This is a genomic window from Polyangium sp. 15x6 (genome assembly GCF_029960785.1).
Lineage (GTDB): Bacteria > Myxococcota_A > Polyangia > Polyangiales > Polyangiaceae > Polyangium.
In genome coordinates this window covers 1-23,068 of sequence record NZ_JASBQE010000146.1, presented here as the reverse complement: position 1 = coordinate 23,068, position 23,068 = coordinate 1, and the positions used below count along the sequence as shown (strand labels likewise).

Below are 23,068 nucleotides of genomic sequence, written 5' to 3'. Positions count from 1 at the left end.
CACCGCCAGCGCCGCCGCTTCCGCCGACGCCACCGCTTCCGCCGCCGCCGCCGCTTCCGCCGCCGCCGCCGCTTCCACCGCCGCCGCCGCTTCCGCCGCCGCCGCCGCTTCCGCCGCCGCCGCTCATGCACACGCCGTCGGTGCAAGTGCCAGCGCTGCATACGGTGCCATCCGGCGCGCTGGTATCGACGGGACAATCGTTCGCGGCGCCGTCGCAGCTCTCGGCGACGTCGCATTCGCCGGATGAGCCACGGCATTCCGTGCCCATCGCGACCTTCACGTCTGCGGGACAATCGTTCGCGGCGCCGTCGCAGCTCTCGGCGACATCGCATTCGCCGGATGAGCCACGGCATTCCGTGCCCATCGCGACCTTCACGTCCGCGGGACAGTCCTTCGTGACGCCGTCGCAGCTCTCGGCGACGTCGCACGCACCCGCGCTCGCGCGGCACGCCGTAGCCGCCGCGAGAGGCGTGCAGGTTCCATCGGCTGCCGCGCCCGCCGCCATGCTGCACGCCTGGCAATCGTTCACGACGCCGCCGCCGCACGCCTCATTGCAGCAGACACCGTCCACGCAGAATCCGCTCGCGCAATCCAGGGCGACCGTACAGGCGCCGCCTTGGGGGGATGGGCTTTGGAACAGGTACGCCGCTCCGGCGTCGAGCCCCTTGTCGTCGTCGGTGCTCGCTCCGGCGATCACCGTACTTCCCGAAATGGCCACCGTGAAGCCAAGAAAATCGCCCGGCTGGCCGTCGCTCGCTTGGAGCTTCGTCTGCTCGGTCCACGTCGCGCCGCTCCGCGCGAAGAGATACGCGGCCCCGCAATTCGTGCTCTGCGCGTCCCCCAGCCTCGCGCCGAGGACGGCGAGGTTGCCCGAGATCCCCACCGCAACGCCGACCTCTTCGTTTTCTGTCCCGTCGCTCGCCACGAGCTTCGCTTGCTGGGTCCAGACCGCTCCGCTCCGCGTAAAGACGTACGCCGAGCCGGAGTAGAGCCCCAGGGGATCATCATTGGGCGCGCCGAGGATCGCCGTGTCCGTCGATATCGCCACCGAAAAACCGAGCCAGTCGCCCGCAGCCCCGTCGCTCGCGACGAGCTTCGCCTGCTGGGTCCACGTCGCGCCGGCCCGCACGAAGACATAAGCCGCGCCCGCGTCCACGCTCTTGTCGTCATCCTTGAAGGACCCGACGAGCACCGTGTCCCCGGAGATCCCGACCGAATAGCCAAAGTAGTCGTTGGGCCCGCCGTCACCAGGTACGAGCTTCGCCTGCTGGGTCCACGCGCCGTTCTCCGCGAAGACATAGGCCGAGCCCGAGAACTGGCCATTCGGAGTGTCCTCGGATGCTCCGATGAGCGCGAAGGTTCCGTCGATCGCGACCGCCCTGCCGAACCGATCGCCCGTCGTCCCGTCATTCGCCAGAAGCTTCGCCTGCTGGGTCCAGGCGCCGCCGCTCCTCACGAAGACATAGGCCGAGCCGCCATTCGGCTTGTCGTTGGGCGCCCCGACGAGCGCCCGATCCCCCGAGAGCGAGACAGCCGAACCGAACAGGTCCGAGGCCTCGCCGTCGTCCGCCACGAGCTTCGCCTGCTGCATCCAGACGCCGCCGTTCCGCACATAGACATAGACGGATCCCGCCGATTCGGCCTTGTCGTCGTCGAAAGGCGAGCCGACGAGCGCCGTGTCCCCCGAGATGCTCACCGAGGTGCCGAACAGGTCGCCCGCCACGCCGTCGCCCGCCACGAGCTTCGCCTGCTGCTGCGTGATCAGCGGGTCGATCTCCACGGGGTACACGGCCCCCGCGTCGTCCACATGAATGGAGAGCCGCCCCTCCGTGAGCGAAAGCCAGGCCGAAAGCTCCCTGCCCGTCGCGTCCTTCACGTAGAGATCCGAATATACGAGCGCTCGGGCGCCCCCGACGTGGGCGAGGTGGAGCTCCCGTCCGCGACCATCGCCGTCCGCGTCCACGAGCGAGGCCCGCAGGTCGCCGCCGACCTCGAGCGCCACGACCTTCGTCCCTGGACACGAAGGTGCCCGCGCGATCGTAAAACCCTGTTCGAGCCCGAGCGGCCCATTCAGGTACCACTCCGCGAGGCCCTCACGCTCGTAACGAACGAGGTTTCCCTGCGCCTCGGGCGCAGCCGCGCCGAGCGCCTCCATTGCGGACTCGCATCCGAGGCCCGTCGCGCGCATCGAGAATGTGAAGCCGCCGTCGTGCGAGGTCACGGAAACCCCCGCCTCGTCGAGCGTCGTCGAGAATCGTTGCGCCTCGTTGTCGGCGCGCACGTGCCCGCGAGACGACGTCACCGCTGCATATCGAGGCGAGGCGGCGCGCTGCGTGGACGCGATGTGCGCCGCGCGTAACTCGCTCGATATCGTCGCAGATCCGCTTCGCGACGGCGGCTCGATGGAGCTCGCCGGAGGACCTTCGGGTGCTGGCTCGCCGCCGCAGGCCGCCGTGGCGGCGCCGACGCCCAGGGCGAGGAGGGAGCAGCGCCACCGCGCGAAATGCATTCGCTCATCTTTCATTGCACTCTCGCTTCGTTCGTGTATCGACCGCGCGCCCGACGTCCGAGAGCGAGCGGTCCCGGGCAGGGAGGCTACCCGACCAGGCGCACCCGTGCAGTCATTTCTGGGTCAGGGGTGACGGAAGCGAAAGCAGAGGCGGCAAGCGGAAGCACGAATGCAAACGCAAACGCGCGTGGGACGGGTCTTAGTACGTGGGACCTGTCTCCGCGGCGAGCTTTGCGAGCGCGTTCTCCCATGTGGCTCCGCGCTCGTCGTCCTGCCAGCTCGTGGCCACGCTGTCGCCGCGGCTGATCTCCCCGATATGCGCCATGGCTTCGGCGTGCGCGGGGCTGCCGACGAATTGGTACATCGCTTCTTCATCCTTCCAGACGGTGAGCGTGCGGCCCGCGCTGCAGCTCGCGGAGCTGCCGAGCCGGAGCGCCACGAGCCCCGGTTGGCTCTGGAGTGCCTCGCCGATGGGGCCCACGAGCTCTTCGAACCTCGCTTCGGACGCCGGCGTGCCCTTCCGATGAATCCAGGTGCTGCTCAAAATGTAGCTCCCCGGCGCGAGCTTTCCCTCGGCGTCGACCCCCGCGCCCTGAAGTGGCGCGGACCCGAAATCGGCCTCCAGCTCGTCTCGCACACAACCGTCATCCGTCGTATCGGGAGGCGTCTGCGTGGGCGGCTCGGCATCCGAGCCGGTGCACGCGAGGAGGGAAATGGAGAGGAGTGCTGTTGTTACGAAATTGCGCTTCATGGAATGGCTCCTTTGCATGGGGAACAATCGCAGGGTCATCAGCGGGTTTCGGGGGCTCGGGATCGGACGGTGCCGAAGAGGAGCGGCGAGAAGTCGCGGCCGAGGCGCCTCGAGTGGAAGTCCTCGGCACGCGCGAAGATCTGGACGTCGACGTCCGCCGTCGCGGAGGCGGTGGACGTGAGCGTGGCGACCCAATGCCCCGCGCCGGCCGCGTCCCGCACGCGGAGATAGAGGTAGGAACCGGCCGACAGGCGCTCCTCGACACGACCCGTGAAGCCGAACCTCGCCGATGGCCCGAGCGCGTACCGCGCCAGGGGGTTTTCGACAGGCCGCTCGGGCCAGACGGTGTGGGCCGCCGCGAGCCCCGCGGCCAGCATCATCAGGGAGGCAAGGACCGTTCGTCGCATGCGCGGGAAGCTACAGGCCGGACCGCTCGTCGCGAGCCCGAGCCGACATGCGGCAAAGGAGAGCGGATGAGCGGCGCGCGCCAGCCGATGAGCGGCTACTCCGCGAGGCCCAGCGCCGCCTTCAAGGCGGAAAGCGAGCGCCGGCTCACGCGCGCGATCTGGCCATCCTGGAGCTCGATCTCGTGGATCCCCTCCCCGCTGCGTAATGCCTTCACGCTGCCGACGTGAATGAGCTCCCCCCGGTGCACGCGCAAAAAGCCGTGGGCGCGTAGCCGCTCCTCGAGCGTGGACAGCGGCTCCTCGGTGCAATGCTCCTCCCGGTCCGCGCGAAAGAGCGTGTACTTGTCGCTGCTCCAGAAGCGCGTGACGTCGCGGGCATCGAAGAGGCGGATGACCCCGCGCGTGACGGTGACGATGCGCGACGTGGGCCCCCCGCGGCCCGCCACCGCCGAGAGGGCGCGGGCCGCGGCCTCCTTGGTCGCGAGGAGCCGCTGGCGAGCGCGTTCGACGGCGGAGAGGAGCCGCTCGGGGCGCACCGGTTTGAGCAGGTAGTCGACCGCGTTCACCTCGAAGGCTTGCACGGCATATTCATCGTAGGCGGTGATGAAGACGAGGGGCGGCAGGTCCACGTACCGCTGGGCGAGCGAGAGCCCATCGAGGCCGGGCATTCGGATGTCGAGCAGCACGAGCTCGGGCCCGAGCGCCTCGATTCGCCGGAGCGCTTCTTCGCCGTCCCCGGCCTCTCCGACGACCTCGGTGCCCGGGATGTCTCGGAGCAGGCGAATCAGGCGTCGGCGCGCGGGTTCTTCGTCGTCCACGACAAGGATCTTCATGTCACCCCGCTCTCGACCGGAATGGCCACCCGCGCGAGGCAGCCTGCTCCGGCAGGCGCCGCCGAGAGGGAGATCGCTCCGTGCTCGCCATAGAGCAGGTGCAGGCGTTCGCGGATGTCGTCCACGCTCGTCTGGCTGCCGCGGTGCTCGGAGGCAAAGGGCCCGGGCCCATCGTCCTGCACCTCGAGGGAGACGTGGTGCCCCTCGTGCCGGATGCGAACGAGCACGCTGCCGCGGCTCCGGTGGGCCATGCCGTGCAGGATCGCATTCTCCACGAGGGGCTGCAGGATGAGCGGCGGGACGAGGACGTCGGCAGCCCGCTCGTCGAACTCGACCTCCGCGCAAAGGCGCGAGCCGAACCGCGCAGACTGGATGGCCAGATAGTCGCGCACGATCTCCACCTCGCGCCGGATCGTGACGAGCCGCGTCTTCGAGCTGTCGAGCGCATAACGGAAGAGGTCGGCCATGCGCTCGAGGGTGCGCTCCGCGAGCGCAGGGTCCTCCGGGATGAGGCTCGCCACCGTGTTGATGGTGTTGAAGAGGAAATGCGGGTTCGTGCGGCTCTGGAGCGCCTCGAGCTGGGCCTCGAGCGCAGCCTGTCGCTCGAGCTGGGCCATGCGCTCGATGGTCTGGGCCTCGTTCCGCAGGCGCTGCACGATGAGGGCCGGAAACATGTAGAGCCACGAGATGATGACGCACTCGAGGGTGAACTTGAGCGGCTTGTGTTGTCCCGGGAAGAGCGTCTCCTTGAAGGCAAGGATGGGCGGGGCCAGGAGGAGCGGGACCGCAGTGATGACCGCGACGTGGAGCGCGCCGCGCGAAAGCGGCGTGCGGAGGCGCGTCACGACCTTGGGCAGGACCCAGACGTAGAGCGCGTGGAAGGTGAACGAGAACGAGAGGAAAGGAAGATAAATGCCCGCAATCCGCAGGAGCGCCCTGTCGAGCGAAAGCGAGAAGAGGTCCCCGACGAGGAGCGGCGCAGCCGCGAGCGGCACGATCGGGTAGAGCCAGAGCATCTCGCGAGGCATGAGGTCCCCACCCCCCGGCAGAGTGCGCTCGAAACGGCTGCTCTCGGAAGGCCTCGCCATACGAGCAGAGCGTACGGGGCCTCGTTTCCAGGTAGCAAGCCACTCCGGATGGATGGTCCCTCCCAGCGGACGAGCGGCCGTAGGCAGGCGCGCCGCGCCGGGGTTTCACCCCGGACCCCGACCAGGGGTTGTCCACCCCTGGACCCGGACCAGCGCAAGCGCTGGACTCGGGGTGGAAGAACTGCGCTCCGCGCAGTTCTTCCAACGGGCCGGTTGGACCGCGTCGCCAGTCGAAAGGGCAGCGCGGCTGTCTTGATGGGCAGGGGCGCTCGCCGGTCTTGACTCGGCCTGTTCGATGAACTGCGCATCGCGCAGTTCATCGACCCTGGGTCCAGCGCTTGCGCAGGCCCCGGGTCCAGGGGCGGATAGCCCCGGTGGGGCCTGGGGCGAAGCCCCAGCGAAACGGCTCCCCGATCCCTGGCGTCAGCGCGAACGAGCGCGCGCCACCGCGGCGAGCGCTCGCGTGGAGAGCGCGTTTGGCGCGAGCTCCTCGGCCCGGCGGAGATCCGCCTCGGCCTCGTCGAGCGATCCTGCACGCAAGGCAAACATTCCCCGCGTCAGGTGCGCGCGCGCCCGCTCCACGTCCTTGGCCTTCTCCCAGGCCGCTTGCTCGTCGGGGGTCCGGAACCCTCGTTCCTTGGCCTCCGCATCCATCGTGAAGGCCATGGCGATCGCGGCGCGCGCCTCGTCGCGGCGATTCTGCGCATCGAGCAGCACCGCGCGGGTCGTGTGGTAGGGCGCGTGGTCGTCGATCTCGAGGGCCCGATCCACGTCGGCGAGCGCCGCTCCATGCTCGCCCCGGGCCCAGGCGCGGCTCGCGCGCTGGTGATAGGCGACCGCGAGGGGAAGCCTCACGTAATCCCGATGGCCGCGCGGCAGCGAATCGGATTTCCAGAGCGCCTCGCCGTCGGCGATGACCACGTCCCAGTCCGGATAAAGCCGCGGCAAGGCCCGAACGACGGGAAGCCCCTGGACGCGGGCGGAGGGCACGCGGGCAAGGACGGCGAAGACGCCGGCGAGGGAAGCGGCATCCTTCACGCCGGCGGCCTCGGGCCCCCCGTCGAGCATGCCGAGGAGCGTCCGGAATGCCTCGCGAGGAGCGGGATCGAGGGTCTCACCTGCCGAACGGTCCACGGCGAGCAGCGAGAAAAAGAACCAAGCGATCTGCCAGAGGTCGTGCTGGATGGGATCGATCCCCCAATCCCAGCGCGGATGGCGGTGCTCTCGGTCGTGGTCCTTGGCGAGCTCGAGCGCCTCGTACAAGTCGAGATCCTCGATGCCCGGGACGAGCCAGCGAATCTGCCAATGCCCATCCTGCTCGACGAGCCGCAGGTGCGACGGTCCGAACACGAGGGGGCCGCACCCGCGCGCATGCAGCCGCGCCGCGACCTCACACGCCTGGAGCGCGCACGCCGCCGCGGCCTCGATCCCCAGGGACGGCCAGGGCCGCGCGGGCGGCGGCTCCGCGAAGACGATGCCCGGACCGACGTGGAGCACGGGCACCGTGTACGGGAGCGCGAGCGATTGCACGACCCGGGCGACAGTCTCGGTCGCGAGCTCGTGCGTCCAGTCGAACGCATAACCTCGCGGATGGACTTGTACGCGCGCGCCGGATTGCCGATCGGTCCCGTGGAGCCAGTATCCGTCCTTCGGCGAGAGGCCCGGCTGGATGTTCCTGTGCCAGAGCCGTGTGTACTTCCAGAGCGCTCTTCGTTCGCCGGCGACCTCCTCCGGATTGCCGCGCACCACGAAGCGCCCGTCGTCCAGGGCTCGCATCATCGCCGCCCCGCGCGGGAGAGGACGCGTCCCCGCCGCGCCGCGGCGAGCGCCGTGCATCCGGCCATCCCGAGGGCGAGCAAGGGCAAGAGCCGACGCGCCAGCGTCTCCTCGAGCGGCACCTCGGGCGTGGGCGCGGGGTGCTCGTCCCAGTGGCCCGGCCGCCCGGGCTCCGGCAGGACATCGGCGCGCGCGGCGCCTGCCCAGAACAACGCGGCAAGGAGCACGAGGCCACAACCACCAAGGGAACGTCGTCGCATGTGCGGGACGATATCATCGATTGATGACGGTGGAAGTGCTTTCCCTGTTCGATGAACTGCGCATCGCGCAGTTCATCGACCCCGGGTCCAGCGCTTGCGCTGGTCCGGGTGCAGGGGCGGATAGCCCCTGCTGGGGCCTGGGGCAACGCCCCAGCGCAGCGGCTCCCAAGAACATGTTTACACGCCCTCCCCGCTCGCCGATAATCGGCCGATGGGTCACGCCAAAATTCAGGTCTTTTATCCCGTGACGCGGGGGCGCGTCGTGCTTCGGACGGAATTCGACTGGAATCGGTCCGTCGAGCCCACGTATGTCAGCGACGATCGCACGATCACGGAGTTCGCGATCGACTCCGACCAGAAGTACTTCTACTTCAAACCCGGCCTTCTGGGCGAGGACGGCGGCTTCACCTGGTCGCAGGGGGACAACTACCTCGCCACCACGGCCGACACCACGATTCGCCGGTGTTATCCGCACTTCTTCTGCCCCGCGCAGGGCACGTTCTCCCCGGTCGTCCGGATTCCGGAGGGCGACGCGGAGGCGAACCACCTCGTCCGGGTCTACTTCCCCCCGGGCTACGACGAGAACACCCTGAAGCGGTATCCCGTGCTCTACATGCACGACGGGACGAACCTCTTCTTCGGGGACGAGGCCTTCGGCGGCAACGAGTGGCGCGTCGACGAGAACGTCGAGCTGCTCCATTCGATGAACCTCATCGACAAGGTCATCGTCGTCGGCATCTACGCGAAAGACCGGATGTACGAGTACACGAAGCCCGGCTACGAGCGCTACGGCGATTTCATGGTGAACCAGCTCAAGCCGTTCATCGACGCACGCCTGCGCACCCTGACCGACCCGCAAAACACGGCCGTGATGGGCTCCTCGCTCGGCGGCGTGGTCTCGTTTTTCCTGGGCTGGCATTACCCGCACGTCTTCGGCAAGGCAGCCTGCTTGTCGAGCACGTTCGGCTACCAGGACGACCTCATCGAGCGCGTGGCGTCCGAGCCCAAGCGGAACGTGCGTTTCTACATCGACAGCGGCTGGCCGCGCGACAACTACGAGCGCACCACGGCCATGCGCGATCAGCTCCTCACGAAGGGCTACGAGTTCGGCAAAGACCTGCTCTACTTCGCCTTCCCCGGCGCCCTCCACAACGAAGACTCCTGGGCCGCCCGCAGCCACGTCCCCTTCCAGTATTTCTTCGGCAAAGCCGCGCGCGTCTGAGCATGGGGCCGCCGCGCCGGGGCGCCGCCCCGGACCCCGCGGGGGCTGTTCGCCCCTCGACCCGAACCAGCGCAAGCGCTGGACCCGGGGTGGAAGAACTGCGCGATGCGCAGTTCTTCCAACGGACCGGTGGGACGACGTTGCCAGTCGAAAGGGCAGCGCGGCTGTCTTGACTCGGCCTGTTCGATGAACTGCGCATCGCGCAGTTCATCGACAAAAGGTCCAGCGCTTGCGCTGGTCCGGGTCCAGGGGCGGATAGCCCCGGTGGGGCCTGGGGCAACGCCCCAGCGCAGCGCCTCCAATGCTCAAGCCCGTTCGGCCCTGACGGCTTGCGGCCCGCGTCTTGCTCCGACGCGTGCCCATGCCGATCGGATTCGTGTTCGTCATGTTGCTGATCGTCGCTGCGCTCGTCCTGGGCATCTGGGCGACGTTCAGTGTGCTCGGCGTGCTCGTCACCCTGGCCATTGCTGCGGTCGTCGGCTGGATTGCCGATCGAATCGTGCCTGGCCGCCTGCCGTATGGCTGGGCTGGCGCGATGGTGGCGGGCCTGCTCGGGAGCTGGCTCGGCTCCCTGCTCATCGGCCATGTGGGCCCCACGATCGCGCGGATCCCCATCATCCCGGCGATCCTCGGCGCGGTGATCGTGGCCTTCGTGGTGCAGTTCCTCATGAAGCGCGGCATCGGCCGCCCGCGGGGACCGGAGACGCGCTTGTAGTGCAGCGCCTCCCACCTCGCGCGCTCGTCGGGCGCGACATTCTCCCCGTCTTTGCCTATGGTTCCGCTCGCATGAGCGTCGAGCGCGCCCCCTACCCGCCTGTCGAGATGGGCCCCCACCGGGTGCAGCGGGAGGGGCCCGTCGTTCATGTCGTGATTCGCGGCGACACCTCGCTCGCGGAGATGCGGACGCTCGTCTCCGTCTACCAGGCGACCGTCGACGAGTTCGGTTACCTCCTGATCCTGCTCGACATGACGGCCTCGGGGGATCTCACCACCCCGGCCCGCCAGCACGTCACCCAATTCGTCCAGGCGCACGCGACGAAGCTCGCCGCCGCCGTCTACGGCACCACGTTTTACCTCCGGATCACGCTGGAGCTCATCAGCCGCAGCGTCCGTGTCCTCGCCCGCCACACCCCTGCCATGGCGTTCCATGCCACCGAGACCGAGGCCCGCCGCTGGCTCGCCGAACAGGTCCGGCCCCTCCGCGCGAAGGGATGAACGCCGGCCCGTCGCTGGTGCTGGTTGCTCGGGCGCCGGACGTGGCCCATCCTGCCGGGGTTGATCGGACGTAAGCTCCAGGAACGGTTCGAGATCCTCCGCGCCATCGGTCATGGCGGCATGGGGACCGTCTACGAGGCGCGCTCGGTCTCCGGAAACGAGCGGGTCGCGATCAAATGGATGCACGCGCGTCCCTTCGCGAAGGACGATCCGGAGCTGCTGCGCTTCGTGCAGGAGGCGCGTATCGTGGGCGCGCTCGAATCGCCGCACGTACCGCGCCTCTTCGAGCTCGCGCAGGACCCGGACGTCCAGGTGCCGTACCAGGTCATGGAGCTGCTCTCCGGGGAGGACCTCGGCACGCTGCTCGATCGCGTCGGCGCGCTCTCGCCCGACGCGGCGATACGCGCCGCCGCGCAGGCGTGCAAGGGCCTCGCCGTGGCCCACACAGCGGGCGTCGTGCATCGCGACGTCAAGCCGCAAAACCTCTTTCTATCGCGGCAGGACGGGGGCGCGCTGGTGATCAAGGTGCTCGATTTTGGGGTCGCCAAGATCCGCCGCGCCCCCGCGGGCGCGCCGAAGGGCCTCACCGCGCCGTCTTCATCGATGACGGACAGCGGCCAGGTCGTCGGGACGCCGCTCTACATGGCGCCCGAGCAGCTCGAAGGCGCCAAGCACGTCGACGCGCGGAGCGACGTGTATTCGATGGGCGTGACGCTGTATGCATTGCTCGCGGGAAAACCGCCGCACGCGGACGCGAAATCGCTGCTCGAGCTCTTGAGCCGACTCGTCAGCGGGCCCCCGCCCCCCCTCACCGATGTGGCGCCCTGGGTGTCGCCCGCGATCCAGGCCGTCGTCGCGCGGGCCATGTCGCCGGACAAGGAGGCTCGGTATCGTGACGCCAGCGAGATGCTCGAAGCGCTCCTGCCGCTCTTGCCCGAGGGCGCGGAGCTCATGGAGGGAATGCTCGTCCCGGTGGACGAGGCGTCGAAGCGAAACGCGCTCGCGCAAATGGAGCAGGCGAATGACACAGCGGGCCGAGGCGCCGCGGCGGAAATGCGTGCGCCCGAGGTGCAACGAAGGTCGCCGCAGCGAGGGATCGCCGTCGCCGTGCTGATCGCGGCCGTGATTGTCGGGATTTTGGCGCTGCTCCGGAGGTAATGGCGGGCGCCTGCAGGCGCCGGGCGGCACCTCCGAGGTCGGTCCTGGCGCGAGCGCGCTCGATTCGCGGTGGCCAGACCAGGAAGGTACGTTCCACGCTGTCGACGGGCACGTTGGCCCGCTGAAGCCGCGGTTGACGGGCAGGGTCGTGGTGTTCTTGACCTGGCCCGTTCGATGAACTGCGCATCGCGCAGTTCATCGACCCGGGTCCAGCGCTTGCGCTGGTCCGGGTCCAGGGGTGGACAACCCCTGGTCGGGGTCCGGGGTGAAACCCCGGCGCTACGCTTCAGGCTGCGTCCGCTCGGCGCGCTCGCTCGTGCGGGCGCGGGGCGTTTGGTCAGGACGAACAAAAGCGTGCAGCACGGTTTCTGTCTCCCTGGCACCGCCGTTGCTGGTGTTTCGTCTGCGAGCGAAAGGAGATCGACTCATGATCCGACGCTACTTGGTTCACGCTGCGGCGTGCGCGGCTTCGATCCTGCTCTTCGGCTGCGGGGGTGAGGAAGGGGGCACGGCCGAGCGCGACACGGGTCATTTCACCGCGAAATGGACGATCAGCAACCAGCGAGCTCCGAACTACTGCGTCGCGTACAACGCGACGGGCGCGCTGATCGACATTCGCAACGACAAGGAGGAGTTCGTCGCGCAGATCCGGGTGCCGTGCGACCAGTTCGAATCGAGCATCGAGCTGCCGGTGGACAATTATCACGCGTCGATCGTCCTCGTGAAGGAGAACGGGGACGCCGTCGGCAACAAGATCGACCTCGGCACGTTCAAGGTCGGCGCTGGCGACGATGTCACCCGCCAAGCAACCTTCGCGATGCCGCCGCCCGGCTCCTGACGCAAAAACGACAGGAATGCCACCCCAGGGCTCCCGAGCGTGCGCCGCTCGGGAGCCCATTTTCGCGTCCGCCCGCCGTGGCGCCGGGGCGCCGCCCCGGACCCCGCGGGGGCTGTTCGCCCCTCGACCCGAACCAGGCACGGCCTGGACCGAGGGTGGAAGAACTGCGCGATGCGCAGTTCTTCCAGCAGACCGGGGGCAAGACTGTAGAGGTCTGGTTCACGCTGGCAACGGGGACACCCGTGCCGATTGAAATGTCCGGCGCTGCCGTCTTGGCCGGCAAAACTATCGAAGCGCGCTGCCCGCGCGCGGCCCACGAGAACGCCTGCGGAAGGCGATTCCCAGGGCCAGTGCAATCAGCCCGCTCGGCGCGAGGGACATCGCGCGGGGCGCGCCCGCCACCTTGCATCCGCAACCTTCATCGCCCGGGGCATCGCGCCCGCCGGAGCCGGAAGAAGCGCCTCCACCGAAGCCGCCTGCGCCGCCACCGGAGCCGCCCATGCCGCCACCGGAGCCGCCCATGCCGCCACCGGAGCCGCCGGTACCGGAGCTGCTGCTGGCGCCGCCACCGGTACCGGAGCCACCCCCCGAACCGCTCTGCATCATGACCTCACACCATTTCATCGCGACATTGCATACGTACCCCGGGGCGCATGCCGTGTCGTCCGTGCAGCTCGTGGCGCACTTGTCCCCGACGCACGCGTATCCTTCCACGCAGCTCGCCTGCGTACCCGGGGCGCACGTGCCGCTCCCGTCGCATTGTGAAGGATTCGCCTGCGTGGTCCCCATGCAGGAGCCTGCCGCGCACGGCGTACCCGCCGCATAAAGCGAGCAGGCGCCGGCCCCGTTGCATTGACCATCGAGCCCGCAGGTCGAAGGCGGCTGCGCCGCGCACTCGTCGTCGGGATCCGTGCCCGTCTTGATGGGCGCGCACTGCCCGTCGGCCCCCTGCCCTTTCTTGGCAGCCGAGCAAGCCTCGCAGGATCCCTCGCAGGCCGTATCGCAGCAGACGCCGTCGACACAGAAACCCGAGCTGCAATCGGAGCCGGTCGCGCAGGGGACTCCAGGCATCCCCGGGGGCTTGCAGGCCCCGGCCAGGCAGATGTTGCCGGACAGGCACTCGTTGTCGTTCGTGCACGGATTCTTGCACGATCCGGCCGAGCAGACGTAGGGCGCGCAATCCTTCCCCGCCGGATCGGTCATGCACTGGCCCATGCCATCACAGATCTGCCCTTTGACGACAGTCCCCTGGCAAGCCGACGCCCCGCAGGAGGTCCCCTGGGGGTGGAGCTGGCAGGCCCCGGCGCCGTTGCATTGGCCGTTCTGCCCGCAGCTCCCGGCAGCCTCGAGCGCGCATTCGTTCTCGGGGTCCGTCCCGCTCGCGATCGGCCCGCACACGCCGTCCGCGCCGGCGCCCTTCTTCGCCGCGGTGCATGCCTCGCAGAGCCCGGTGCAGGCCGTGTTGCAGCAGACGCCGTCGACGCACGCGCCCGATTGACACCAGACGTCACTCGAGCACGCGGCGCCGTTCGGCGCGAGCTTGCCGCAGACCCCGGCGACGCACACGTTCCCCGCCGCGCAATCGCCATCCACGGCGCAGGTCGTGTTGCACGCGCCCGCCACGCAGGCGTACGGCGCGCAGTTCGTGGATGCCCCCGCCGCTGCGCACGTGCCCGTACCGCTACACGCATTCGATTGCGCGGCGTCTCCCACGCACACCGCTCCGCACGGCGTGCCCTGGGCGTGCATCGCACACGCGCCCGCGCCATTGCAGCTCCCCGTCGTGCCGCAGGTGTTCGCGCCTTGCTCCGCGCACTCGCTGTCCGGATCCGCGCCCGTGGCCACGGGACCACACGCGCCGTCGACGCCCGCGCCTTTCTTCGCCGCCGTGCACGCCACGCAGGTGCCATTGCATGCCGTGTCGCAGCAGACCCCGTCGACGCACGAGCCGCTCTCGCACGTGGCGCCGGTCTGGCACGACACGCCATTCACGCCGAGCGTCGGGTCCGTCACGACGCGGGCCCAGACCCGATCGGCGCCATAGGGCTGCGCGATATCGAAGCGCTGGTAGACGAGCAGCGCCTCCTTCGAGGGCCCCGCGGCGATCGCGGGGGTGAGCTCGTTTTGCGCCGGATCGTTCGCGAGGACGATGCCCGTCGTGTCCGTCACGACCCCGCCGGGCGTGAGACGCGCGCCGTAAATGTCTTGGCGGCCGCTCACCGCGCGGTCGTCTTGCCAGACGACCCAGTACTGCGTGCCGTCCCAGACCGCTCGCGCCGCGCGCTGGGTGTTCGTCGCCGTGGAGATGCCGATCCCCATGGGATCGAGCACGGCGCCGGTGCTACCCACCCGCGCACCACGAACGTCGGCGTTATTGTCCCACGTGACCAGCCAGTCGACACCATTCGACGTGACGGAGGCGTTGTTCTCGCTCCCGGAGGCGGCTGCGACGTTGATGGCGAAGTTGCCCGTGTCGAGCACGACGCCGGCCGGCGTCAGGCGCGCCGCGGCGATGTCGTACCCCATCGCCCCGGGCCTCGACCATGCGACGAGGTAGTTCGTTCCATTGTAGCCCACCGCGGGCATCCAGCCGCCGCCCGTCGAAACTTGAATTCCCGATGCATCGAGCACCGTCGCGGCCGGCGAGACGCGGCTCGCCCAGATCTCGGCGTTGGCGGAGTCGTACCAGGTCACGAGCCAGTTCGTCCCGTCGGACGAGACCGCGGGGTTGCTCTGGCTGCCCGCGGCGGTCGTGATCGGCACCCCTGACGGATCCAGCACGCTCCCGGCGCCGCTGACGCGCGCGGCATAGATGTCGTCGTTGCTGGCGCGGGTATCGTTCCAGGCGACGAGCCAATCACCACCGAGCGAGGCGATCGAGGGATAGGATTCGCTGGCCATGGCTTGCGAGATCGCGATCCCGCTCGGATCGAGCACCGCGCCGCTCGTCGTCAAGCGGGCGCCATAGATGTCCGTCGTCGTGCCTGGACGCCGGTCCTCCCAGACCGCGAGGTAATTCGTCCCGTTGTAGGCCACGGCGGGGCGCGTCTCCGCGTTCGCCGCGCGGGAGAGGAGCTGGCTCGTCGCGTCGACCTTGGTGAGCGTGTTCGAGACGCGCAGGCCGAACACGTCCGACGGGCTGTACGAGCTCGACAGCCGCGTATCCGTGAAGGCGAGGAAGAAGTTCGTCCCGTCGTGCGCCGCCGCCGCGAGCGAGCTCGAGCCCGGCTCGCCGATGAGGGCGGTCTTCGGGATGGTCACGTTGCCGAGCACATCGACGAACAGACCATGAATTTCGCTGCTCGTCGTCCCGAACACGCCATAGCCATTGCCCGCGAAGACCACCGACAGGTTCGAGCTGGAGGCGGCGAGGTACTTGCCGGAGCTCGTGTCGAGCACCGCGCCCGCATTCGTGATGCGCTGGCCATAGATGCCGGTGTCCCGCCATACGGCGAACCAACCCGTTCCGTCGGAGGCCACGTCGAGGTCGCTCGTACTGCAATAGGAGCAAATCGTGAGGTTCGATGCGTCGAGCACCGTGCCCGAGGGCGAGACGCGGCGGCCGTGGACGTAGCTGGTGCTCGCGTTGTAGTTGTCGAACGCCACCAGATAGTTCGCCCCGTTGAACGCGATGCTGATGTCGTCGATGTAGGTATTGCTGGACGCGAATGTGAACTCCGGGGTCATCGTTCCATCGGGCGCGATCAAACGGCCATAGAGGCCGTAACTCCGCCTGTAGGCGACGAGATGGTGCGTGGTACCGAACGCGACGGCCGACGGCCCTTCTCCTCCCATCGCGCTCGCCGTGGCAACCGGGATCCCGCCGGGATCGAGCACGGCGCCGCTGCTGCTCACGCGGGCGGCGTAGATATCCCCCTGAGGGTCTTGCCGCTGGTCGGTCCACGTGACCATCCAGTTCGTCCCATCGTAGGCGATGTCGGGCTTCTCCTGGATGCCAGCGGCATTGGAGATCACGATCCCGGACGTATCGAGGATCGTCCCCGTATTCGAGACGCGAACACCATAAAGGTCATCCGTGCCCGTGCGCGCGTCACGCCAAACCACGAGGTAATTCCCACCGCCGTAGGCGACGGCCGACTCGGTTTGGGTCCCGGCAGCTCCGCCCTGGATGGCCCCGTCGATCCCGAGCTCGGGTCCGATCACCGGATCGAGCACCGCCGGAAAAACGCTCTCGTCGAGCGCGCGCTCCGGGACACGCAAGACGATGTGCCCCGCCTCGAAGTCGATGGGCACCGCGGTCTTCTGCCCGCGGGCGTCGATCCACGTCGCGACGCCATAACGCACGCCGAGCCCCGTCTCGGGATCCACGAAATGAAGCCCCGTCTCGGTTTCCTGCGTGAAGACCTCCCCCGACACCGCGATCCGGACCTCGAGCTCCCCGCGCCCCTTGGGCTTCGTCGCGAAGGAAAAACTCTGCTCGACGCCCTCCTCGGTGTTCTCGAGGTGCTCGACGACGTCGCCGCGCGTGACGGCGACGCGCGAGCTCGGATCGAGGTCCACGCGCGCGCCGCCCGCGCCGAGAACGGACGCGCCGGCGCGCTCGATCGACGTCAGAGTGGCGACGAACGCGGCGCCTTTGACCCCCTCACGCGCGGGCCCGTCCGCCGCGGGTCGATACGGCGCGACCTCGAACGAGCGCGCATCCGCTCGCACCGCGTACGTCGTGTGGCCCCCCTGGAACGAATCGCCTTCGGGGCGAAACGCGAAGTGGACACGCCGCATGACATCGCCGAGCCCGAGCCGCCCGGCGGCGGAGGCCGGGTCCGGGGCGTGGCTCGGGGGCGTCGCAGCCGCCTGCGCGCCGTCCTCGGGCCGCTCTTCGCTCGTACACCCGAGCGAGGCGCCCATCAGCGCCACGCAGAGCGCGACCCGCTCCGTGCGCGGCCTCGTTCGACTCATGAACCCAAGGAAGCGCGACGCTCGCCTGACCGTAGACATGCCAGTTTCCTCGCAGGATGTTGGCGAGCCTCGCGTGGGAGAGCCGAGGCTGCGCGCATTGCGGCGCGATCTGGAAACATGTAAGCGCAGGTGTCAACCAAAATTACGCGCCGCGCAACATCCGCGATCTACGGTCAGTGCGCCGCGTACCACGCCGCCCAGTTGGTCCACAGGTGCACCTGGTGGGCCGGCTCCCCGAAGCCGTGGGGCTCGCGGGGGTAGCGGTGGAACCGCACCTCGCAGCCGATGTCGGTGAGGGCGCGGTAGAGGAGCAAGCCATTGATGGGGGGCACGCGCGAATCCTCGTCGCCGTGCGCGATCAAGGTCGGGGTGACGACCTTGCTCAGCCAGCGCAGCGGATTCGAATCGGCGAACTCCTCGGGCTGCTTCCAGGGATCGCCGCGGAACTCCCATTGCGCGGCCGCTCCGTGGTTGATGTCGGATCCGGCGTACTGGGCCACCACGTCGACGACGCCGGCGCCGACCACCGCGGCGCGATAACGGCGCGTGTGGCCGATGGTCCACGCGGTCACGTACCCGCCCCAGGACCAACCACCATAATAGAGGCGCTGCGCATCGGCGCGTCCGGCGGCGATGAGCGCGTCCACGCCGCTCTCGATGTCGGCGAGCTCGACCTCGCCGAGGCGGCCCCGGTTGGCCGCGTAAAAAGCCTGGCCGTAGCCGAAGCTGCCGCGATAGTTCGGGCGCAGGACGGAGTAGCCGCGCGCCGCCATGTACTGCACGAAGGGGTTCCACCCGTCCTGGCTCACGTCGTCGGGTCCGCCATGCGGGGTGACGAGCAGCGGCGCCGGGCCCGCGCCCGCATGCGGCGAGACCGTGAGGAGACCCTCGATCTCGGCGCCGTCCGCGTTCTTCCAGCGCACCACCTCGGTCTTCGCGACCGTCCATCCCGCGATCCGGCTCGATTGCGGCGCGACCACCTGCAGCGCGCCGGTCTGCAGGTCGACCACCGTGGGCGCGGGGGGATCGGTCGGCGCAGAGGAGAGCGTCGCCGCAAAGCGCCCCGATCGGTCCGTGGTGCCCAGGGGCCCGAGCAGGCGCGTCGTCCGGCCGAGCTGGGTCGGGCTGCCGCCCGCGGCGGGGACGCGCACGAGCTTGGTCCCGGTCCGCTCGGCGACGACCAGGGTCAAAGTGCGGCTGTCGCCCGACCAGACGAAGCTCCCGATCGTGGCGTCGAGCTTGTCCGCCACGTCCCAGGACCGCCCGCTCTCGGCCTCGTACACGTCGAGCGCATTGAGCAGCGAGAGCGTGTTCTTCCCACTATGCACGGCCACGTGGCGCCCGTCCGGCGACCAGGCGACGCTCCCCAGCGGTCGCGGTTCCCGGGTCAGATCGCGGACGACGGCGCCATCGGCGGCGCTGATGATCCGCGCCGTGTGCCGCATGCTCGCGTCGTGGGGTTCCGCCGACGGCGAGGTGATCACCACGAACCTCCGGCCATCCGGCGACCAGCGGAACGCGAGCACGTTCTCCTGGCCCTGGGTGACACGCCGCGGGGCCTTGCCTCGTTCCAGGACCCAGAGCTGTGACGACCGGTGGCGGGCGGCCTCGTCGATGACGCCGCCGCTGCGCCACGCGGCCTCCTTCTCGGCCGCGGAGAGCGGCGGCGCAGCGGTGAAGGCGATGGAGCGGCCATCGGGCGCGAGCTCGTAGTCCTCGAATTCGAGCTCGCCGACGTCCAGCACCTCGGCCTCGCCGCCGTCGACCGGGAGGACGTGGATCTTGCGGCCGCCGCCATTCGATCGCACGAACGCGATGCCGCGGCTGTCAGGCAACCATTTCGGGTTTCCGACCGGCTTTTCAGCCCGCGTGAGCTGCCTGGGCACGCCGCCCGCGCGCCCCACCACCCAGAGCTGCGCCTCGGTCTTCCAGCCGCCGGAGGTGTCGCTGTCCGAGGGTCGAGCATCCGCATCGAGCCGCGTCTCTTTCACCACATAAGCGATCTGCTGGCCGTCCGGGGAAATGGTGACCCCCTGGATCCGCGGCAGAGACGCGACATCCACCGCGAGCGGCCGCGTCTCGGGATGCGCCACCGCCGGGAGCGTGGTCACGGCAACCGGCGCAGGCGCGGCGGGCGTGGAGGGCGTCGGTACCGCGCTCCACGGAGGGAGCGCGGCCGCACTCGGAGACGTGGGGGCGGTGGATGCATCGGAAGGCGTGGCGGGGCCCGGGGCCGAGGCCGCGCCGCAGCCGAGGAGGGAGAGTGCCAGGAAGGTCGAGAAGCGAGCGCGCATGGTGGGCGACGCTAGCACGCCTGTGGGGCATCTGAGCATGGGACGTGGAGCCGGGGCGCTGCCCCGGGCCCCGCGGGGGCTGTTCGCCCCTCGACCCGAACCAGGGCAAGCCCTGGACCTCAGGTGGAAAAACTGCGCTACGCGCAGTTTTTCCAGCAGGCCGGTGGCAGTCGCCGGTCTTGACCCGTCCCGTTCGATGAACTGCGCATCGCGCAGTTCATCGACCCCGAGTCCAGCGCTTGCGCTGGTCCGGGTCCAGGGGCGGACAGCCCCGGTGGGGCCTGGGGCAAAGCCCCAGCGAAGCGGCTTCGAGTCCTCACGCGCCGAAGAAGCGCAGGTAATAGGCGCGGTTCTCTTCGTCGGAGAGCGTCCGGACGCCGAAGTGTTCGAGATCGTCATCGGGAAAGCGCAGCGATTGCAGCGCGCGCCCGACACGCTCACGGACACGAAGCTCCCTGCCGTCGTCGAGGGTGCCACCCGCGTTTGGCGCGTCCCCGGTGCGGATTCGAACGACGCCGCCCGGGAGCGTAGCCATCTGCACGGACGGTGCGAGCGAGGTGAGCTCCTTGTTCATTTGCTTCGCGAAATCACGCCCGAGCAACGTGATCCACCCGATGTGGAGGAGGAACGGTTGATTGGCCCAGATCGTGTACACGTACGGCTCTCCCACGGTGATCCCGGGGAAGTCGCGGATCCACGAAGCATAACTCGGGAGCCCTCGCTCGCGCAGGGGTCCCCATTGGTCTTCGAGCCATCGCCGCGCGTCTCCGTCGGGGCCGAGGTACTGGGAAATGCCGCACCAACCGGAGGTGAGGTCGAGGCCTCCGCAGAGCTCGTCCACGAGGGTCGCAAGCTCGGAAGGGCGCGACGCCCATGCGATCGGGAGGTACCCGCGCACCGCGGCGCCTTCGGCCATGAGCTGCCCGACGAGCGCCGGGGGCTCGGGTGAACGCACGTTTTTCCCGGCGGCGAGCGAATGCACGCCCGCGACCCGCCGATTCTTCGCATCGAAATGGGAGGACCACGACGCCTCGGCCTGCGCGACGCTCGACGCGCGATAGGCCTTGTGGTCTCCCCCCTTCGAGAGGAGGCCCGTGTCGGGGAACCGCGCGAGCCAGCGCGCGCCGAATTCGCGGACCGCCGCGCGCACGGTCGCGTTTTCCCCGGCCGCCACCACCACGATCTCGACGCAAGGAAACACGAGCACCTCCTGCGTGTCGGGATGGCGAAGGCCGAGAGGCTCGAAGGCGCCGAGCGCCGATGCCTCCGTTGCTCCCACGGCACGCTCTTTCGGGGCGGCGCCACACGGCGGCGGCTCGGCGCGCACGGGCGTGAGCTCCTGATACAGGCGGAGCTCGACGAGCGCTGTACGCCATTGGCTTCGGAGCCGCGTCCGGAGCCACGTGCTCGCCTTGGGCGGCAGGAGGAGGCCCTCCACGGAGCACTCCACGTCGTGGCCACTGGACCAGACAAAGGACGCGCCGCCCGACATGCCGCCGTACTGGGATACCTCGTCGAGCAGGTGGAGCACGCTCGACTCGACCTCGGATCGCGTGATCCCGTCGGCGTCCGCCGCAAAACGAAGGTTCAGGAACGCGGGCTCGGTGGGCACGACGCTCTTTGGCCAATCGATCGTGGCGGAGGAGCGGACGGGGCGGTTTGCCATGGCGCCCGCCCCGTAGACCAGGTCTCGACGCGGCGCAAGGGCCGCCTTTCGCAGATCGGGCGGATCACCGCCGCAAGAGCGCCACGATCCGGAGCGGCCCGCCCGTCCCGTACTTGATTTTCATGGGCAATGCGATCACCCAAGCGCCGCGCTCCGGCACACGATCGAGATTCGCGAGGTTCTCGAACCCCGGCACCTCGGCCTCGCCGGCGATCCGGTGGACGATGAAATCGCGCGACGGGCCGTGATCGATACTCGCCGTGTCGACGCCGATGGCGGCGACGTGCCGCTCACCAATGAGCAGACGCGCCGCGTCCTCCCCATACGAGGGGAAATGCAGCTTGTCGACCGCGCCCGGCGTGTCATCCCCGAGATACGCTTTCCGATCGGGATACCGTTTCCCCCAGCCGGTCCGCAAGAGCACGATGGTCCCGGGCGTGATGGGCTCATGCCGTGATTCCCACGCGACGACATCGGCGGCGGTGAGCCGGTAGTCGGGATCTTCTGCGGCTTTGCGGGCGACGTCGATCACGACGGCGGGAGCGATGAGCCGCGCGAGCGGCACGTCCGCCGCGGTCATCTTCCCCTCGGCGAAGTGAATCGGCGCGTCCATGTGCGTCCCGCCGTGCTCCGGCGTGCAGAAGGCGTTCGCCGCATAGAAATAACCCGCCTGCGTCCGTCCGTAAGCGAGCTTCTGGAGCTCGAACGAGCTCGGCGCGTTCGGCCAGTAGAGCGTGTGCTCGTCGAAGGCATACGTGAGATCGACGAGATCGGAATGCTCGATGTCGACGAGCGGGCGCGACGCGGCGCATCCGCCGAGGACGATGAGCCCGAAAACGAGAAATGCGTATCGCATGAGTCCCCCTTTCGAGAGGGTACCTCCGCGCGGCGAGGCATGCATTCCCGAAAAAGCCGGAATCCCGCGCCCAGCGACCGAGCGCCCATAACGGGAACCTGCCTCCGGCTCGCGCCGTCTCCCCCGCGCGCTCCTCATCGGAGGCGTGCTGCATCAGGGCACCTTGCTCCAGGAGAACGCTGACCAATGCCGAAAACACCACGCATCAGGGATCACGCCGTCCGCGGAAAACTCGTTTTTGCGGCGCTCGCCCTCCTCGGCCTCGGTGCCTGCATGGAGAGCGCGCCGGTCGATACGTCCGACGAGACGAACACGCCGATCGACCCCGCGATGTGCCCCGCGGCCCCGAAGCCGCACGGCCATCCCTGGGAATACGATGGCCCCGAAGGACAGGACCACTGGGGCACGACCGACGGGTACACGAATTGCCAGAACGGGAGGGGCCAATCCCCGATCGACATCGAGCATCCCGTCACCGGCGACGCCGCGCGATCGGGGCTCGCGGGCCGCGCCTACGGCGACGCGCCGGGGCGTTTTTACGATAACGGGCATACCCTGATGTTCCTGTTCCCGCACGAGCAGCCGGGGGGTACGCTCGAGCTCGACGGCGTCACGTACACGCTCGATCAGTTCCATTTCCACGCGCCGAGCGAGCATCGCATCGCGGGAAAGGCGCACCCCATGGAAGTGCATTTCGTCCATTCCGCGCCCCCCGCGTCCCCGGGCGGGCCTCCGCGGCGCGTGGTCGTGGCCGTCATGATCGACGTCGGCCCCGAGGAAAACACCTTCCTGGCCCCGCTCTTCGCGCATCTGCCCCAGAAGGAGGGCGAAGGGACCTGTCTCCAGACCGAGGGCCTCGCCGACGTGCTCCTCGGCGACCGCGGCGGCTTCTATCGGTACGATGGATCCCTCACGACGCCCGATTGCAGCGAGCATGTGCAATGGATCCTCATGGAGAAGCCGATGCTCGCCTCGGCGGAGCAGATCGGCCGGTTCATCTCGGTCTTCCCGGACAACGCACGCCACGTGCAGCCGATCGATGGCCGCACGATCATGTTCTATCCGGGAGGGCCGGCGCCCTTGTGACGTTCACGGATCTCGCGGGCGGCAGCGGGGCAGATCCGGACGGAGAGCCGGCGGACGCGGGACTAGAGCATCGTTCAGTTCGTTTCCATCATGATCACGCGGCCATAGCCGTTCGGCCACGCCGCTCGATCACTTCGAGGTTCAGGAAGGCTGCGTAGCGGCGGAGGTCGAAGAGGTTCCTGCGCGCGC

Annotated in this window: 16 protein-coding genes and 1 pseudogene; 6 read left to right on the top strand and 11 right to left on the bottom strand. The window is 69.0% G+C overall.

Features of this window, described 5'->3' with window-relative positions; genetic code table 11:
• The 7 genes and pseudogenes from QHF83_RS49225 to QHF83_RS49195 all read right to left on the bottom strand — a co-directional run.
• Positions 1-2,524, bottom strand: a pseudogene (locus QHF83_RS49225) (hypothetical protein); the annotation flags it as partial.
• 184 nt (positions 2,525-2,708) lie between these two features.
• Complete coding sequence (locus QHF83_RS49220) at positions 2,709-3,260, bottom strand: antibiotic biosynthesis monooxygenase (protein ID WP_282425109.1); 552 nt, start codon at positions 3,258-3,260, stop codon at positions 2,709-2,711.
• Between the two features lie 38 nt (positions 3,261-3,298).
• On the bottom strand, positions 3,299-3,667 hold the full coding sequence (locus tag QHF83_RS49215; protein WP_282425108.1) for a hypothetical protein: 369 nt from the start codon (positions 3,665-3,667) through the stop codon (positions 3,299-3,301).
• A gap of 95 nt (positions 3,668-3,762) precedes the next feature.
• A complete protein-coding gene (locus QHF83_RS49210; RefSeq protein ID WP_282425107.1) occupies positions 3,763-4,500 on the bottom strand; it encodes a LytTR family DNA-binding domain-containing protein in 738 nt (245 codons plus the stop codon).
• The gene (locus QHF83_RS49205) at positions 4,497-5,528 is read right to left on the bottom strand and encodes a histidine kinase (RefSeq protein WP_282425106.1); all 1,032 of its coding nucleotides are present in this window, start codon (positions 5,526-5,528) and stop codon (positions 4,497-4,499) included. Before QHF83_RS49205 ends, QHF83_RS49210 begins: the two co-directional genes overlap by 4 nt.
• Positions 5,529-6,011: 483 nt before the next feature.
• Positions 6,012-7,367 (bottom strand): hypothetical protein, encoded by a 1,356-nt coding sequence (locus tag QHF83_RS49200; protein ID WP_282425105.1) that lies wholly within the window; start codon positions 7,365-7,367, stop codon positions 6,012-6,014.
• The gene (locus tag QHF83_RS49195) at positions 7,364-7,624 is read right to left on the bottom strand and encodes a hypothetical protein (protein ID WP_282425104.1); all 261 of its coding nucleotides are present in this window, start codon (positions 7,622-7,624) and stop codon (positions 7,364-7,366) included. Before QHF83_RS49195 ends, QHF83_RS49200 begins: the two co-directional genes overlap by 4 nt.
• Positions 7,625-7,835: 211 nt before the next feature.
• Between QHF83_RS49195 and QHF83_RS49190 the strand changes: the two genes are divergently transcribed.
• The 5 genes from QHF83_RS49190 (at position 7,836) to QHF83_RS49170 (ending at position 12,057) form a co-directional block, all read left to right on the top strand.
• Complete coding sequence (locus QHF83_RS49190) at positions 7,836-8,846, top strand: alpha/beta hydrolase-fold protein (RefSeq protein WP_282425103.1); 1,011 nt, start codon at positions 7,836-7,838, stop codon at positions 8,844-8,846.
• Between the two features lie 361 nt (positions 8,847-9,207).
• A complete protein-coding gene (locus QHF83_RS49185; protein ID WP_282425102.1) occupies positions 9,208-9,561 on the top strand; it encodes a GlsB/YeaQ/YmgE family stress response membrane protein in 354 nt (117 codons plus the stop codon).
• A 71-nt stretch (positions 9,562-9,632) separates the two neighbouring features.
• On the top strand, positions 9,633-10,061 hold the full coding sequence (locus QHF83_RS49180; protein ID WP_282425101.1) for an STAS/SEC14 domain-containing protein: 429 nt from the start codon (positions 9,633-9,635) through the stop codon (positions 10,059-10,061).
• Between the two features lie 60 nt (positions 10,062-10,121).
• A complete protein-coding gene (locus QHF83_RS49175) occupies positions 10,122-11,219 on the top strand; it encodes a serine/threonine-protein kinase (protein WP_282425100.1) in 1,098 nt (365 codons plus the stop codon).
• Positions 11,220-11,646: 427 nt separating this feature from the next.
• The gene (locus QHF83_RS49170; RefSeq protein WP_282425099.1) at positions 11,647-12,057 is read left to right on the top strand and encodes a hypothetical protein; all 411 of its coding nucleotides are present in this window, start codon (positions 11,647-11,649) and stop codon (positions 12,055-12,057) included.
• A 285-nt stretch (positions 12,058-12,342) separates the two neighbouring features.
• On the opposite strand, the gene QHF83_RS49165 is transcribed toward QHF83_RS49170, so the two are convergent.
• From QHF83_RS49165 to QHF83_RS49150, 4 genes are all read right to left on the bottom strand, one after another.
• Positions 12,343-16,977, bottom strand: coding sequence for a hypothetical protein (locus tag QHF83_RS49165; RefSeq protein WP_282425098.1), 4,635 nt, complete (start codon positions 16,975-16,977; stop codon positions 12,343-12,345).
• 173 nt (positions 16,978-17,150) lie between these two features.
• A complete protein-coding gene (locus QHF83_RS49160) occupies positions 17,151-19,271 on the bottom strand; it encodes a prolyl oligopeptidase family serine peptidase (RefSeq protein WP_282425097.1) in 2,121 nt (706 codons plus the stop codon).
• A gap of 316 nt (positions 19,272-19,587) precedes the next feature.
• Positions 19,588-20,937 (bottom strand): type VI immunity family protein, encoded by a 1,350-nt coding sequence (locus QHF83_RS49155; RefSeq protein WP_282425096.1) that lies wholly within the window; start codon positions 20,935-20,937, stop codon positions 19,588-19,590.
• 64 nt (positions 20,938-21,001) lie between these two features.
• A complete protein-coding gene (locus tag QHF83_RS49150) occupies positions 21,002-21,793 on the bottom strand; it encodes a cyclase family protein (protein ID WP_282425095.1) in 792 nt (263 codons plus the stop codon).
• A 186-nt stretch (positions 21,794-21,979) separates the two neighbouring features.
• Between QHF83_RS49150 and QHF83_RS49145 the strand changes: the two genes are divergently transcribed.
• A complete protein-coding gene (locus QHF83_RS49145; RefSeq protein ID WP_282425094.1) occupies positions 21,980-22,879 on the top strand; it encodes a carbonic anhydrase family protein in 900 nt (299 codons plus the stop codon).
• Positions 22,880-23,068: the final 189 nt, after the last annotated feature.